Origin of the sequence: Micromonospora sp. NPDC005979 (assembly GCF_040614415.1) — a bacterium.
Lineage (GTDB): Bacteria > Actinomycetota > Actinomycetes > Mycobacteriales > Micromonosporaceae > Micromonospora.
In genome coordinates this window covers 380,446-395,906 of record NZ_JBEXUR010000002.1, presented here as the reverse complement: position 1 = coordinate 395,906, position 15,461 = coordinate 380,446, and the positions used below count along the sequence as shown (strand labels likewise).

14 protein-coding genes and 1 pseudogene are annotated in these 15,461 nt (G+C 70.6%); 5 read left to right on the top strand and 10 right to left on the bottom strand.

Going from position 1 to position 15,461, the window contains the following annotated elements; genetic code table 11:
• The first annotated feature begins 143 nt into the window (after positions 1–143).
• Both ABZ272_RS05065 and ABZ272_RS05060 read left to right on the top strand, forming a co-directional pair.
• Entirely contained in the window at positions 144–1,457 is a 1,314-nt protein-coding gene (locus tag ABZ272_RS05065; RefSeq protein WP_355048581.1) for a PLP-dependent aminotransferase family protein, read from the top strand.
• Positions 1,458–1,464: 7 nt separating this feature from the next.
• On the top strand, positions 1,465–2,466 hold the full coding sequence (locus tag ABZ272_RS05060; protein ID WP_355048580.1) for a D-alanine--D-alanine ligase: 1,002 nt from the start codon (positions 1,465–1,467) through the stop codon (positions 2,464–2,466).
• Positions 2,467–2,511: 45 nt separating this feature from the next.
• Here the strand turns inward: ABZ272_RS05060 and ABZ272_RS05055 are convergent.
• The 10 genes and pseudogenes from ABZ272_RS05055 to rpmH form a co-directional block, all read right to left on the bottom strand.
• A pseudogene (locus ABZ272_RS05055) lies at positions 2,512–3,046 on the bottom strand (transposase); the annotation flags it as partial.
• A 127-nt stretch (positions 3,047–3,173) separates the two neighbouring features.
• The gene (locus tag ABZ272_RS05050; RefSeq protein WP_355048579.1) at positions 3,174–4,202 is read right to left on the bottom strand and encodes a hypothetical protein; all 1,029 of its coding nucleotides are present in this window, start codon (positions 4,200–4,202) and stop codon (positions 3,174–3,176) included.
• Between the two features lie 669 nt (positions 4,203–4,871).
• Positions 4,872–5,894 carry a ParB/RepB/Spo0J family partition protein gene (locus tag ABZ272_RS05045; protein WP_355048578.1) on the bottom strand — a complete coding sequence of 341 codons (1,023 nt, stop codon included), beginning with the start codon at positions 5,892–5,894 and terminating at the stop codon, positions 4,872–4,874.
• 27 nt (positions 5,895–5,921) lie between these two features.
• Positions 5,922–7,229: a ParA family protein gene (locus tag ABZ272_RS05040; protein WP_355048577.1), complete on the bottom strand. Its 1,308-nt coding sequence runs from the start codon at positions 7,227–7,229 to the stop codon at positions 5,922–5,924.
• A 255-nt stretch (positions 7,230–7,484) separates the two neighbouring features.
• Positions 7,485–8,195 carry a 16S rRNA (guanine(527)-N(7))-methyltransferase RsmG gene (gene rsmG, locus ABZ272_RS05035; protein ID WP_355048789.1) on the bottom strand — a complete coding sequence of 237 codons (711 nt, stop codon included), beginning with the start codon at positions 8,193–8,195 and terminating at the stop codon, positions 7,485–7,487.
• A 143-nt stretch (positions 8,196–8,338) separates the two neighbouring features.
• Entirely contained in the window at positions 8,339–8,944 is a 606-nt protein-coding gene (locus ABZ272_RS05030; protein ID WP_355048576.1) for a R3H domain-containing nucleic acid-binding protein, read from the bottom strand.
• 214 nt (positions 8,945–9,158) lie between these two features.
• Entirely contained in the window at positions 9,159–10,145 is a 987-nt protein-coding gene (gene yidC, locus ABZ272_RS05025; RefSeq protein ID WP_355048575.1) for a membrane protein insertase YidC, read from the bottom strand.
• Positions 10,142–10,435 (bottom strand): membrane protein insertion efficiency factor YidD, encoded by a 294-nt coding sequence (gene yidD / locus ABZ272_RS05020; protein WP_355048574.1) that lies wholly within the window; start codon positions 10,433–10,435, stop codon positions 10,142–10,144. The genes yidC and yidD overlap by 4 nt, the downstream gene beginning before the upstream one ends.
• Complete coding sequence (rnpA, locus tag ABZ272_RS05015; protein WP_355048573.1) at positions 10,432–10,848, bottom strand: ribonuclease P protein component; 417 nt, start codon at positions 10,846–10,848, stop codon at positions 10,432–10,434. Before rnpA ends, yidD begins: the two co-directional genes overlap by 4 nt.
• Positions 10,849–10,882: 34 nt before the next feature.
• Positions 10,883–11,020, bottom strand: a complete 138-nt coding sequence (rpmH, locus tag ABZ272_RS05010; protein WP_007453904.1) for a 50S ribosomal protein L34 — start codon at positions 11,018–11,020, stop codon at positions 10,883–10,885.
• A 622-nt stretch (positions 11,021–11,642) separates the two neighbouring features.
• Between rpmH and dnaA the strand changes: the two genes are divergently transcribed.
• The 3 genes from dnaA to dnaN all read left to right on the top strand — a co-directional run bounded on the left by dnaA (position 11,643) and on the right by dnaN (position 15,446).
• Positions 11,643–13,463: a chromosomal replication initiator protein DnaA gene (dnaA, locus tag ABZ272_RS05005; protein WP_355048572.1), complete on the top strand. Its 1,821-nt coding sequence runs from the start codon at positions 11,643–11,645 to the stop codon at positions 13,461–13,463.
• Positions 13,464–13,827: 364 nt separating this feature from the next.
• A complete protein-coding gene (locus ABZ272_RS05000; RefSeq protein ID WP_355048571.1) occupies positions 13,828–14,100 on the top strand; it encodes a hypothetical protein in 273 nt (90 codons plus the stop codon).
• A gap of 212 nt (positions 14,101–14,312) precedes the next feature.
• Positions 14,313–15,446 carry a DNA polymerase III subunit beta gene (dnaN, locus tag ABZ272_RS04995; protein WP_355048570.1) on the top strand — a complete coding sequence of 378 codons (1,134 nt, stop codon included), beginning with the start codon at positions 14,313–14,315 and terminating at the stop codon, positions 15,444–15,446.
• Positions 15,447–15,461 lie beyond the last annotated feature (15 nt).

The following is a 15,461-nucleotide window of genomic DNA, read 5'->3' as shown; positions in this document are numbered from 1 at the left end:
CCGCCATGTGGTCGATCCGTTCCGGCAGGGCGGCAACCAGGCCTCGGCGGACTAGGATCGACAATCGGTGTGCCGCCGCCATGGACACGAGCAGGCGGGGTACCCGGGGCGGTAGCCACCCGAGCAGTGATCGAGGTGAGGTCATGACCGGCACGACACTCGACGACTACACCGACCGGTATGCCCGGCGCGTGCGCGGGATGACCGTCTCCGAGATCCGAGCACTCTTCGCGGTGGCCAGTCGACCGGAGGTCGTGTCGCTCGCCGGCGGCGCTCCGTACATCGCCGCGCTGCCGCTCGACGCGGTCGGCGAGATGCTGGGCCGGCTCGGCTCCGAGCACGGGGTCACCACCCTTCAGTACGGCATCGGCCAGGGCACCCTGGAGCTGCGCGAGCGGATCTGCGAGGTGATGGCCCTCTCCGGCATCGACGCCGCGTGCGGCGCCTCCCCCGAGGACGTGGTGGTCACGGTGGGCGGTCAGCAGGCGCTCGACCTGGTCGCCCGGCTCTTCCTCGACCCAGGCGACGTGGTGCTCGCCGAGGGCCCGACCTACGTGGGCGCGCTCGGGGTGTTCCAGGCCGCCCAGGCCCAGGTGGTACACGTGCCGATGGACGCCGACGGGCTGATTCCCGAGGCGTTGGAGACGGCCATCGCCGACCTCGCCCGGGCCGGCCGACGCGTCAAGTTCCTCTACACGATCCCCACCTACCAGAACCCGGCCGGTGTGACCCTCAGCGAGGAACGCCGCGAGCGCGTACTCGACATCTGCGAGCGTGCCGGCCTGCTCGTGGTCGAGGACGACCCGTACGGCCAGCTGGGTTTCGAGGGTGAGGCCCCCGCTCCGTTGCGGGCCCGGCGGCGCGACGGCGTCTTCTACCTCAGCACCTTCTCCAAGACGTTCGCCCCCGGCCTGCGGGTGGGGTGGATCCTGGCGCCGCACGCGGTCCGCGACAAGATGGTCATCGCCAGCGAGGCACAGATCCTCTGCCCCAGCGTCTACGCCCAGTCCGCCGTCTCCACCTACCTGAGCACGATGCCGTGGCGGCAGCAGCTCAAGGTCTACCGCGAGGTCTACCGGGAACGCCGCGACGCCCTGCTCGACGCGTTGGCCGATCTGATGCCCGAGGGCACCAGCTGGACCACCCCGGCCGGCGGGCTCTTCGTCTGGGCCACCCTGCCGGAGGGCCTGGACTCCAAGGCCATGATGCCGCGCGCCATCGCCGCCCGGGTCGCCTACGTGCCCGGCACCGGCTTCTACGCCGACGGCACGGGCACCGGCGCGATGCGGCTGAACTTCAGCTTCCCTCCCCCGGAGCGCATCCGCGAGGGCGTACGCCGGTTGGCGGGCGTCATGGAGCAGGAACTCGCGACCCGGCGCGTCTTCGGTGCCGTGGGCGGTGTCGCCGGCCGTCGCGGCCGGCCCGGCTCCGACGTGCCGGGTCCCGACTTGGCATGATGCCGGCATGGGTACGACCGCTGCCGAGCGTTTCTCCGTGACCGATTCCGCCGTCGCGGCCGACCTGCGAGTGCTGGTCCTCGCCGGCGGACTCTCCTACGAGCGGGACGTGTCGTTGCGCTCCGGTCGACGCGTGCTCGACGCCCTGCGCGCCGTCGGCGTCGACGCCGAACTGCGGGATGCCGACGTGGCCCTCCTGCCGTCCCTCACCGCCGATCCGCCGGACGCCGTCGTGATCGCGCTGCACGGAGCGACCGGCGAGGACGGCTCGCTGCGAGGAGTGCTGGACCTGTGCGGCATCCCGTACGTCGGCTGTGACGCCCGGGCCTCCCGGCTCGCCTGGGACAAGCCCTCCGCAAAGGCGGTGCTCCGCGAGGCCGGCATCCCCACCCCCGACTGGGTGGCCCTGCCGCACGACCGCTTCTCCGAACTCGGGGCGGTCGCCGTGCTGGACCGCATCGCCGACCGGCTCGGCCTGCCGTTGATGGTCAAGCCGGCGCAGGGCGGCTCCGGTCTGGGCGCCGCCGTGGTCCGGGACGCCACGTCCCTCCCGGCCGCGATGGTCGGTTGCTTCGCGTACGACTCGACGGCCCTCGTCGAGCGGTACGTGGCCGGGATCGACGTGGCGGTCTCCGTGATCGACCTGGGAGACGGTCCGCAGGCGCTGCCACCGGTGGAGATCGTGCCGCGCAACGGCGTGTACGACTACGCCGCCCGCTACACCGCCGGCCGCACCACCTGGCACGCTCCCGCCCGGTTGGAGCCGGAGGTGGCCGCCTCGGTGGCCGACGTGGCGTTGGCCGCGCACACCGCGCTCGGTCTGCGGGACCTCTCCCGAGTCGACGTGATCGTGGACGCGGAGGGCCGTCCGCACGTGCTGGAGGTCAACGTCTCGCCCGGCATGACGGAGACCTCGCTGCTGCCGCTGGCCGTCCAGGCCGCCGGCCTGGACTTCGGCCGCCTGCTCGGCTCACTGGTCACCCGGGCCGCCGCCCGCCACACATCCTGACCTGACCGGTCGGGTACCTTCGGGCACCTCTCGTGACACCCTGCACTTGCGGTAGATCACCTTGTCGAAGGCCGGCGGCCTGCCGCCGGCGCTGCCCTTGGCCGCCCGGCTGGCGACTTGGTCGCTGCGTTCCGGGATGACGTGGCGGATCCCGCGCTGCCGCAGGGCTCGGCGGGTGGAGTCGTGTGCGTAGCCCTTGTCTGCGATCAGCACCTCGGGGCGCTTGCGGGGCCGTCCGGGTCCGGGCTCGTTGACGCGGATCGCGTCCAGCAGCGCCATTAGCTGCGGGTTGTCGCCTGCCTGGCCTGGGGTGAGCAGGATCGACAGCGGCCGGCCGGGTCCGTCGACGGCGAGGTGGATCTTCGTGCTCAGTCCACCGGCGCAGGCGTTCGTGGCAGGTCTTCCACGGCCCGAAGCGTTCCGGCAGGTCACGCCACGGCGCGCCGGTGCGTAGCTTCCACAGGATGCCGTTGATGACCTGGCGGTAATCCCGCAACCGCCCCCGCGCACCGCCCGGTTCTGGTAGGACCGGCGCGATCACCGTCCACGCCTCATCGGTCAGTTCACCACGCCGCCCCACCGGCACATCGTCGACGATCGGGCATTTCCGAGCATTAGTCCTCACCCGGCATTGCCGCCGCGGCGGGCGTGGGGGTGGCTTGACATCCAGACCGTCGTTCGCCACCCCCCCACGCGCAACCGGTTGATCAGCGAGGTGCGCTCACGTCGGGTGGGGTGACTCCGCCGTCGCTGGCGTCGTCGGTGGGGGTCCTCCGCTGAGCTGGGACGACCGGAGTAACCGGTGCCGGATCCTCGGCGTCGCGTTCCGGCTCCGAGGTCCTCGTGCCATCGGCGACCGATCCGACCGCAGGGGCATCGAGTACCGGGCTGATGGGCGACTTCGGCTCGGACGCTGGGGCGACTGTCGATCCGTCGGCGTCGTCAGCGAAGGCCGTTACCGGGTCGTCGCTGTCCACAGACTGGTCCTCCGCCGCAGCCGGCGACTCGGAACCGAGGTCGCCATGGACGTTACCGTCGGCGTCCTCGACTGGCTCGGGAATCTCCTCGGCGGCCTCGATGACAGACACCGCTTCGTCCGCTGCGGCTGCCGCGTGTGCCGCCGCCGCCGCAGACTGGGCCAGCAGGCTCGACGGGGCCTGCCACTGGATGCGGGGTGGCTCGGCCAACGGTCGGCCACCGAACTCGGCGAGCCAGGCGGCGACGAGCGCCAGATTCTCCCGCCACTGCTCCTCGGAGATCGGCGGCAGGATCGAGTCCCACAGGGACAGAAAGGTTCCCCGTAGTTGGAGCCGACCGTACGGCCGGGCGAGGAACCACATGTGCAGGTGGGCGGAGCCGTCGCCCCACCGGTTCACGTGCACCCGTGCCACGCCGTCCAGCGACCGAATGGCTCGCTCGAGACGTACTGTCATCACCCCCAGCTCGGCGGCGAGCAGGTTCGGCAGGTCACCCAGGTCCAGGTGGCTCCGCGATTCGAGGATGAGCACCATCGGCAGGCCGGTCGGCCGGTCCATGGCACGGACCCGCCACCGCTCTCCCACCCAGATGTAGGCGTCGTCGGGCGCGTTGCAGGCGGTGCATTCCCGGAGACCCTCACCCTTGCGGGGCGGTTCGACCGGGACCGGTTCTTCGAGCTGCTTCACCCGCAGCTCGCCCTCGAAGGGGAACGAGGGCCACTGGGTGAAGTCCGGGACTGAGGGAGGGGTGTCGCGCACGACGCTGACCCTAACCGAGTCTGGCACCGCTGTCCCTACCTGATCGACCGGTTCCAACCGCCACGATCAGCGTCCGTCGTCGATCGGCAGGGCCCGTCGCCGTTGGCCGACGAGTCGATATCCACAGGCTGCCAAAGGCGCTCGTACACGCGGTCATCCACAGGCTGTCACCCGCTTTCACGCGGTGTTTCACGTGAAACTGGGGGTGCCTGTGGACAACCGGTGTGGATAACTTTTCGCCCCCTCGATCGTTGCCCGCGCGTCGCGCCGGTCGCGCTCCGACCCACCACTCCTGGCGCCGCTGGGACGCGTGGGCGCCTCGCTCGCCGAGGGCCGTTTCACGTGAAACGCGATTACCCACACGAGGGTCCGAACGCCGCGAACTCGGGCCCGGTGAGCAGTGGCCCGCGCGCCGCCTGAGAGGGCCGCTACCGCCCTCAGGACACCGAGGGGCACCCCGGGCTCACCCGGCCGCCTTAGACGCCCTCGCGGGCCGTAGCGGGCGGACGCGTCCGGCTGGCAACTCGGGGACGCCGAGTCGAGACCGAGCGAGCCGCTCCCGCGTCCGTTTCACGTGAAACGAGGCCGAGGGCCGCACGCCCGAGGGCCGCACGCCCGAGGGCCGCGCCTCCCTGGGGAGGCGCGGCCCTCGACGGGAGGTCGCGGACGTCAGTCCTGCGACCCCTCCTCCTGTACGCCGATGATGCCGACGATCCGTTCCAGATCATCCACGGTGGCGAACTCAATAGTGATCTTGCCCTTGCTGCGACCGATGTCGACCTTCACCCGCGTGTCGAAGCGGTCCGACAGACGGTCGGCGAGATCCGACAGGGCGGGTGCGTGGGGCTTCGGTCGCCGCTTGGCGGCCGGTCCCTTCGCCGGACCGTCGTTCAGCGTCAGCGCCACGATCTCTTCGGTCGCCCGTACCGACAGCCCTTCGGCGACGATCCGCAACGCCAGCTTCTCCTGGGCCTCCGAGTCGTCGAGGCTGAGCAGAGCGCGGGCATGGCCGGCGGAGAGGATGCCGGCGGCGACCCGGCGCTGCACCTGGGCCGGCAGGTTGAGGAGCCGGATCGTGTTGGAGATCTGCGGCCGACTGCGGCCGATCCGACGGGCCAGTTCCTCGTGGGTGGCGCCGAACTCCTCCAGCAGCTGCTGGTACGCGGCGGCCTCCTCCAGCGGGTTCAGGTTGGCCCGGTGGATGTTCTCCAGCAGCGCGTCCCGGAGCATCGCGTCGTCGCGGGTGTCCCGGACGATGGCCGGGATGTTGTCCCGTCCCACCGCCTGGGCTGCGCGCCAACGACGCTCGCCCATCACCAGCTCGTACTTCTCGTCGTCGAGCTGGCGCACGACGATCGGCTGCAGGAAGCCGACCTCCCGGATGGAGGTCTTCAGCTCCTCCAACGCCTCCTCGTCGAAGACCTGGCGCGGCTGCTTCGGGTTCGGCATGATCGCGTCGACCGGGATCTCCGCGAACCGAGCGCCCGGCACGGGGCTGAGCTCAGGCTCCGGTTGGTGGGCGGCGGCGCCCACCGGGGCCGTGTGCACGGCAGTGGGGGGCACGCCCTCGTCAGCGTCGACGCTCCCGTTCTCCGGCTCGGCAGTCACGGTGCCGGCGGCACCCGGCACGGGCCCGGTCGGGATGAGAGCCCCCAGGCCCCGCCCCAGACCGCCCCGAGGGCGGTTCTTCATGCCACGCCTCCCAGCGACTCGTCCCCACTACGCATTCCGGCCCACCGGCTCCTTGACGCCCCGCTCGGCGATCTCCTGGGCGGCCTCGAAGTAGCTCGTGGCACCCCGCGAACCGGGATCGTAGGTCATGACCGACTGGCCGTAGCTGGGTGCCTCCGACACCCGCACGTTGCGGGGGATGACCGCCTGGAGCACCTTGTCGCCGAAGTGGTTCCGGACGTCCTGCTCGACCGCGTCCGCGAGGCGGGTACGGCGGTCGTACATCGTGAGCAGGATCGTGGAGACTTCGAGCTTCGGGTTGAGGTGTTGCCGTACCAGGTTGATGTTGTTGATCAGCTGGTTGAGGCCTTCCAGCGCGTAGTACTCGCACTGGATCGGGATCAGCACCTCCTGCGCGGCGACCAGCGCGTTGACCGTGAGCAGGCCGAGCGACGGCGGGCAGTCGATGAAGACGTAGTCGAACTGGCCCGGGTAGGCGGCGATGGCACGGTCGAGGCGCGACTCGCGGGCCACCACGGACACCAATTCGATCTCCGCCCCGGCGAGGTCGATCGTGGCCGGCACGCACCACAGGTTGGGGATCCCCTCGACCGCCTGCGCCACCTCGGCCAGCGGCACGCTGTTGATCAGGCAGTCGTACACGTCTGGAATGCCGGTGTGGTGGGGCACGTTCAGACCGGTCGACGCGTTGCCCTGGGGGTCCAGATCGACCACGAGCACCCGGTTGCCGTGCAGGGCGAGCGCCACCGCGAGGTTGACCGTGGTCGTGGTCTTACCCACGCCGCCCTTCTGGTTGGCGACGCACATGACCCGGGTCCGATCCGGTCGAGGCATGGTCACCTCGCCACTGGGATTCAGGATCTGCACGGCGCGCATCGCCTCCATAGCCAAGGGTGGGTCATCCTCTTCGCGCGTCGGGGTTTCACGTGAAACGTACGTGGGGTCAGCCGCAACCGCTGCCAACGACTCGGCCGACGCGACCGGTACGTCGGGAACCACCGGCGCGGCGTCGCGCGCCGCTGCGGCGGTGGGCTGGTGGGGCACGGCGGACTCGAAGCGCACCGCCGCAGCTCTGTTCCGCCGACCCGGCGTCTGCCGCACGTCGGCGGCATTGGCAGGTCGACTCGGTCCGTCGGCCGCCCGCCGACCGGTCGTCGGCTCCGGCCCGACGGTCGGAGTCACTTCGTCGTCCGGTGCGGCGAAGACATCGTCGTCCACCGGAACGGATGTTCCGGCGACGCCGGGGGACCAGCTCGGGTAGTCGGTTTCACGTGAAACAGGGTCGCTGGTTGACCCGGTCACGCGTGGATCGTCGTACCTGCCGTCGTCATGCACCTGTCATCCCTGCCCGCTTCGGATGGTCGGTCCGCGCCCCGGTCAACTTGGCCACACCCGCTCTCGCACCCCGGAGCGTACGGCCCCTCGGGAGCGGTCGGAGTCCGCGACGTCCGTCGGCCGCTCCACATTATCGACGCGCGGCCAGCCTACGGCGGACGGGCGTGGCCGGTCCACGTCGGGTTCTCATTCCGTCGTCCATCCGTACCGATACAACGAGTCAACCCGTCGACCGGACGCCCGATGGCGCGCTGGTCAGCGGCGGCGAGTCCGCCCGCCGCGCGAGCGCTTGCTCGCCGCCGGTCGGGCCGGGCCGACCATTCGCTCCCGCACGATCTCCACCACGGTGGTGGGCGGGTCGATCACGCCCACGCCGCAGAGGTGCACGGCCGCCTCGCCGCCGCCGAGCCGCTCCACGACCGTGGCGTGCTCCTCGATCTCAGCCGCTGCGGACGATCCCTTGAGGGCCAGCAGTCGTCCACCACGTACGGCGAGCGGCAGGCACCAGGCGGCCAGTCGGTCCAACGGCGCGACGGCGCGGGCGGTCACCACGTCACCGCTGATCGGGTCCCGGCCGCTCGACCCGCTGGCGGCCTCGTCGGCGCGGCCACGGAACACCCGCACCGATCGGGTCAGGCCGAGCCGCTCGACGACCTCGATGAGGAACGACGTGCGCCGCGCGAGCGGCTCGATCAGCGTGACCGTCAGGTCGGGACGCGCGATGGCCAACACCAGACCGGGCAGCCCGGCGCCGGAGCCCACGTCGAGCACGCTCGCGTCGCTCGGAATGCGCTCGACCACGGCGGCACAGTTGAGGAGGTGACGGTCCCAGATCCGGGGTGCCTCCCGCGGGCCGATCAGACCGCGGACCACGCCGTCGGTGGCCAGCAGTTCGGCGTACGCGGCGGCGATGTCGAGCCGGTCACCGAAGAGGGTCAACGCGGCCGAAGCCAGCTCGGGCGGCAACGCGGCGTCGGCCGGCGACGGCGGATTCCTGTCGGCCGCGTCGTACCCCGCCGGGCTGTCGCCCCGGACAGCCGACGGCCCGGACGGCGTACCGCCCGGGCCGGTCACGGCATCAGCCGCGGTGTCGTCGTGGGTCAACGGAGTCAGTCCGCCGGCCGTACGACGATGCGACGATTCGGCTCGACGCCCTCCGACTCGCTCGCCACGCCGGCCATGGCGTTGACCACGTCGTGGACGCACTTGCGCTCGAACGCGTTCATCGCCTCCAGGCGCACGGGCTCGCCGTACTCCTTGACCTTCTCGACGGCGTTCTTGGCGACGGCGGCGAGTTCCTTGCGACGGTTCGTCCGGTAGCCACCGACGTCGAGCAGCAGGCGGCTCGGCGTACCGGTCTGCCGGAAGACGGCGAGCCGGGTCAACTCCTGGAGCGCATCCAGGGTGGCGCCACGCTGGCCGACCAGGTTCTGCAGCCGGGAGCCGACCACCTCGACGACGGGACGGCCGCCGGCCACCAACTCGTCGATGTCGCCGTCGTAGTCGAGGATGTCGAGCAGTCCCTCGACGTAGTCGGCCGCGATCTCGCTCTGCCGGAACAGGTCGCTCTCGCCCGCGCTCCTCTTCTCACGACCACCGGCCGGGGCCTCGGCGTCGTCGGCGGCGTCGTCGGTGTCGTCGCCGTCCACCTCGAGCGTCGCGGTCTCCTCCTCGTCCAGGGACTGGTCGGCGCGGGGGATGCTGGTCTCGGTCACGGTCTCATCTCCGTACTCGCTCGGCCGGACCGTCGGGTCCGCTGGTTTCCCGGGGCCGGCGGGAGGTCGCCGGTGCCCACGGGCACGTCTGTACGGGCAGTGTCGCCCGTGACCGCGCCGTGCGCGGCCGGTTCCGCCCGGCGCCGGCCGTACGGCGGCTGCGCGGTGCGGGGCCTGGGCCGTCGCCGGTTGCCCGGCGACGGCCGCACGGCGTTCAGCCCTGCCGCTTGGCGGGTCGGCTCTTCTTCGGGTTGGCGGGCTTGGCACCCGGCTTCGGACCGGCCACCTTCGGCGCGGCGGCCTTGACGGGCGCGGCCGGGGCGGCCTTGCCACGCCCGAAGAGCCCACCCGACTTGGCGGGCTGCACCGGGTTGCGGCTCGCCGCGGGGGCGGTGGCCTTCTTGGCGGTCACCGGCGGCGGGAACTTCCGCAGCACCCACTGCTGCTGGCCGAGGGTGAAGAGGTTGTTCGTGACCCAGTAGATGATCACACCGATCGGGAAGATCGCGCCGGAGATCAGCAGCGAGGCCGGGATGCCGTAGAGCATCAGGCGCTGGATCATCCGCTGCTGCGGGTCCTCGGCCCAGCCGGTCTTGAGGATCATCTGGCGGCTGGTCAGGTAGGTGGTCGCGATCATGACCAGCACCAGGACACCAGCAATGATCTTGACGGTGGTGCCGTTCGCACCCAGGCGCGCCAGTTCGTCGGCGGTCGAGCCGAACTTGCCGGCGATCGGGGCCGTGAAGAGCTTGGCGTTCGACGCGCTGTCGAACTGCTCGACCGTCCAGCCGTAGAGCGTCTTGCTCTGCTTGGCCGGGTCGAGGCGGCGCAGCACGTGGAAGAGGCCCAGGAAGACCGGGATCTGGAGGAACATCGGAAGGCAGCCCATGAGCGGGTTGGCCTTTTCCTTCCGGTAGAGCTCCATCATCTCCTTCTGGAGCGTCTCCCGGTCACCCTTGTGCTTCTCCTGCAGCTCCTTGACCTTGGGCTGGAGCGCCTGCATCGCCCGCTGGGACTTGATCTGCTTGACGAAGACCGGGAACAGGATGACCCGGACGGTGACCACCAGGAAGACGATGGCCAGGATCCAGGCGAAGTTGGTGCCGATCACCGCGTCGACGGGCACCCCGATGGCGTCCCAGGCAGAGTGCCAGGTCAGCAGGATCCACGAAATCGCGAAGTAGATCCAGTCGAGACTCAATTCGGGGCTCCAGTCACATCGACACGGCGGCGACCGCCCGGCTCCGGAACCGGGTCATGTCCACCAGGGTGAAAGGGGTGGCAGCGCAGTAACCGCCGGACCGCCAGCACGACTCCCCGGAACGCGCCGTGCCGCACGAGCGCCTCCTGGGCGTACGCACTGCACGACGGGTAGAACCGGCAGCGTGCCGGCAGTGCCGGACTTATCCACCGACGGTACGCGATGATGGGCGCGATCAGCACCCGGGCACCTGTCGACGATGGGCGTGTGGCGGTCGGATCGGCGCTCACCGGGGCCGCCTCTCTCGCGGCGACCGGGCAACCGCGATGGCGGCGTCCAGGTCGGTGGTGAGCCGGGCGTACGACGCCTCGGCCGCGGCGGGCAGTGCTCGGACGACCAGGGTGCTGCCGTCGGGCAACGCGCCCAGCCGCTCCCGGACCAGCGCCCGAAGTCGACGCCGGACCTTGTTACGGACCACCGCGTTGCCGACGGCCTTGGACACGACGAAGCCGGCGCGGGCCGGACCGGAGGGCTGCTCCGCGCCAGGCTCCCGCGCCGGCTTCGGCGAGGTCGTTGTGCTGTGGTCGATGGCCGGAGGCACGGTCAGGTGGACCACGACGGCACCTCGGCCGACGCGTCGGCCACCGCGAACCGCTGCGGCGAAGTCAGTGCTGCGCCGCAGTCGCTGTGCGGCGGCCAGCACGACTGCCCACGTCCCCCGGACCAGCCCGGTCGGCTCAGGCCGACAGGGTGGTGCGACCCTTGGCGCGGCGGCTCGAGAGGATGGCACGGCCGGCACGGGTGCGCATGCGCAGCCGGAAGCCGTGGGTCTTCGCGCGCCGGCGGTTGTTCGGCTGGTAGGTGCGCTTGCTCACGTCAGGCTCTCCGTTTTCGTACGCGCCCCGCGCGACGGGATCGCCGGGGTCGTGGGGTGGTCCAGGCCACCTCGACGATGGCCACCGTTCGGCGCTGCCCGGCGGATCGGGACCGACGGTGCGGGGGAACGACCGCGGGCAGCAAGCACCCATCACCCTAGCAGAGGGCGAGAGAGCAGCCGCTCCAGCCTACGCAGGGGTGCAATGACCGTCAAACACCCACAGCGAGGAGGTCGGGACGCGCCCGGGACCGAAGGGGCGGTTTTCGCTGATGCCGACAAGGTCGCTGGGGCGTCGCCGGTTGATGGGGCAGGGGCGACGCTGTTACCGTGCCCGATTGCGGTGAGCGTCGGATGCTCCGGTCGTCGCGCGCAGGCAAGACCGGACACGCTGGTGAATCGTTCGGCACGGTGAACCCGCTTCAACGGCCGTCCAGGCAGGGGCAGGTCCCGCGCCCGGCGGGCGGCCACAATCGGTCGGTGCACAGGCTGTGGATAACCTGTGGACGAGCGCTGGTCAGTTGTCCGGGTGGGTGATGTTCCACCCGTGCACGCGGCGGGCCCGGGACGGGCGGCTGGCAGACAGCGGCGGCCGGGAGCAGAGGCGAGGGGGTGGCACGACGGTGGCCGGTACGACCGACCTTGCCGCGGTGTGGTTGGCGGCGACCGACGAGCTCGCCGACGAGATCATCTCCGCCCAGCAGCGCGCCTACCTCCGGTTGACCCGGCTGCGGGCGATCGTCGAGGACACCGCGCTGCTCTCGGTACCGGACGCGTTCACCCGGGACGTGATCGAGTCGCGGCTGCGCCCGGCGATCACCGAGGCGCTCACCCGCCGACTCGGCCGGCCGATCCAGGTTGCCGTGACCGTACGCGTGGCGGAGGACGCCAGCGGCCGTCCGGCCGGCACCGTCTACCGCAGCACCCCCGAGCCCGGGCCACTCGACGTCGACGAACCGCAGTCGGGCCCGCTCGGGGACGAGTACGCCGGACGGTCCATGGCGAACGAGGCCATCGGCGAGCAACTCGGGCCACGGCTGCCTGAGACCGCCGTACCGCCGGCGGGCCCGCCCCCCGCGCCGGTCGTCGACGCGCACCGGCCCGGGCTGATCCCGGCCAGCCGCGACGGACAGGAGGCGCTGTTCAGCGCGGCCTTCGTCGAGCCGATGCGGTCGTCCCGACCAGCGCCCGAACGGCGGGGGTACGACGAGCAGGCGGCCCGCCTCGACCCGCCCGGCCCCGACACCCGGCCGTACGAGCCCCGCTACCGCGAGGACGCCACGTCCCCCCGGGACCAGCACGTGATCCGTCCCCTGCCCCGCGACGGCGGAACGGACAGCGGCCCGGGTCGCAGCGGGATGGATCATCGTCCCGGCGGGCGTGACGAGCGCCGACTGCCCGGCGCCGACACCGGTGGCAACCGGTTGAACCCGAAGTACATGTTCGAGACGTTCGTCATCGGCTCGTCCAACCGGTTCGCCCACGCGGCGAGCGTGGCGGTGGCCGAGTCGCCGGCGAAGGCGTACAACCCGCTCTTCATCTACGGCAGTTCCGGGTTGGGCAAGACGCACCTGCTGCACGCCATCGGGCACTACGCCACGACACTCGGCAACGCCCGGTCGGTGCGGTACGTCTCGACCGAGGAGTTCACCAACGACTTCATCAACTCGCTCCGGGACGACAAGACCAGCGCGTTCCAGCGGCGCTACCGCGACGTCGACATCCTGCTGATCGACGACATCCAGTTCCTGGAGAACCGCGAGCGCACGCAGGAGGAGTTCTTCCACACCTTCAACACCCTGCACAACGCCAACAAGCAGATCGTGATCACGTCCGACCGGTCGCCGAAGCAGTTGGCCACGTTGGAGGACCGGCTGCGGACGCGCTTCGAGTGGGGGCTGCTGGCCGACATCCAGCCGCCGGACCTGGAGACGCGGATCGCGATCCTGCAGAAGAAGGCGGCACAGGAGCGCCTCTACGCCCCGCCGGACGTGCTGGAGTTCATCGCCTCCCGGGTGTCGAACTCGATCCGCGAGTTGGAGGGCGCGCTGATCCGGGTGACCGCGTTCGCCAGTCTCACCCGCTCGACCGTGGAGTTGTCGCTCGCCGAGGAGGTGCTGCGGGACTTCATCCCGGACGGCGCCGGCCCGGAGATCACGGCGGACCAGATCATGGTCTCCACGGCCGACTACTTCGGCGTGAGCCTGGAGGATCTGCGCGGCCAGTCCCGCTCGCGCGTCCTGGTCAACGCCCGCCAGGTCGCCATGTACCTGTGCCGGGAGCTGACCGAGTTGTCGTTGCCGAGGATCGGGCAGGCCTTCGGTGGCCGGGACCACACCACTGTCATGCACGCGGACCGCAAGATCCGCCAGCAGATGGCCGAGCGGCGCTCGCTCTACAACCAGATCGCCGAGCTGACCAACCGGATCAAGCAGAACACCTGAGGGGTACGACGCCGCACGACTCCGCAGGACACGCCCGGCCGGATCTCCGGCCGGGCGTTCTTCTTTGGACGCCGCGACGCCGCGACGCCGCGACCCGACTCCGGACGGTGCTCGCTTCGACGTCGGCGGCCGATTTCGCCGCCAGACGAGGGCTTCGGCTTGACCCTCGACATGGTGTAGGCCACAGGATCGGTGCCGTGTCCACCTCAAAGCTCACTCGTTGTCCACAACTCGTTATCCACCGTCGGTGGATAACTACGGTCGGTCCCGCCCCGGTTACCCACAGGCTGTGGAGAAACCCTGTGCACGACGCTGTGGACGCCTGGGGACAACGCCGAAGTTATCCACCGATGATCGTCGAGGTGTGTACGAGCTGTTGAAGGTTCTGGGGACAACGCCAATGGTGATCTTCTCGGCCGTCCACAACCTTGGGGAGAAAGTCGGTGGATTACCGGTGGACAACCGGTGGACAACGGTGGACAACCGGCCCGCGCCGCCGGGCTGTGGACAGGTGACGCGGTTTCACACCCGGTTCTCCACAGCCAACTCACCGGTGGATAACCTGTCTGAGCTGCGCAGACCCGAGTTCTCCACAGTTTGCACAGGTGCGATGAAGACGATGGGTTATCTCTTCTAAGAGAACAAAAACCAATCATCACCGTTGGGCTTTCTGTGGATCGGGCCGAACGCTGCCGGACAGGCCGGTCAGCATCGACACGATCCATGGGGTCGGGCGCACAGCCGATGTCCCCGCGCCCTAAGGTGCGATGGACACCCGCACGGTCGGGCGGGACGGTAGGCAGCGGTCGGCATGAGAGAGTTGTCGCTGACGTCGACGCGGAGGCATTGATGAAGTTCCGAGTGGAGCGCGACGCGCTCGCCGAGGCTGTGGCGTGGACCGCGAAGAGCCTGCCCAACCGGCCGTCCGTACCGGTGCTCGCCGGGGTGATGCTCCGGGTCACCGACGGCAACCTGCGGGTCTCCGGTTTCGACTACGAGGTCTCCAGCCAGGTGACCGTCGAGGTGCAGGGTGACGCTGACGGCGCCGCGCTGGTCTCCGGCCGCCTGCTCGCCGAGATCACCAAGGCGCTGCCGGCCAAGCCGGTCGACATCGCCGCGGTCGGCGCCCACCTCGAGCTGGTCTGCGGCAGCGCGCGGTTCACCCTGCCCACCATGCCGGTGGAGGACTACCCCGCCCTGCCCGAGATGCCGCAGAGCGCCGGCACCGTCGACGCCGCGGCCTTCGCCACGGCGGTCGCCCAGGTGGCCATCGCCGCCGGCCGCGACGAGACGCTGCCGATGATGACCGGTGTCCGCGTCGAGCTCTCCGGCAGCACGCTGTCGATGCTCGCCACCGACCGGTACCGGCTGGCGCTGCGCGAGATCCAGTGGCGACCCGACGACCCCGAGGTCAGCATCAACGCGCTGGTGCCGGCCCGCACCCTGAACGACACCGCCAAGGCGCTCGGCCCGCTGGGCGGCGAGGTCACCCTCGCCCTCGCCCAGGGCGCGGCGGGTGAGGGCATGGTCGGCCTCGCCGGTGGCACCCGTCGTACCACGAGCCGGTTGCTCGACGGCGCCAACTACCCGCCGGTGCGCTCGCTCTTCCCGGCCACCCACAACGCCGAGGCGCGGGTGTCGGTGAGCACGCTGATCGAGGTGGTCAAGCGGGTCGCCCTGGTGGCCGAGCGCACCACGCCGGTGCTGCTCAGCTTCAGCGCCGACGGCCTGGTGGTCGAGGCCGGCGGCTCCGAGGAGGCACGGGCGAGCGAGGCGATGGAGGCCACCTTCACCGGTGACCCGCTCACCATCGGCTTCAACCCCCAGTACCTCATCGACGGCCTGGCAAACCTGGGGGCGCAGACCGCCATGCTCTCGTTCGTCGACGCTTTCAAGCCGGCGGTGATCTCACCCGCTGGCGAGGATGGTGAGGTCATTCCGGGGTATCGGTACCTCATCATGCCGATCCGCGTCTCTCGCTGATCGGCCCAGCAACAC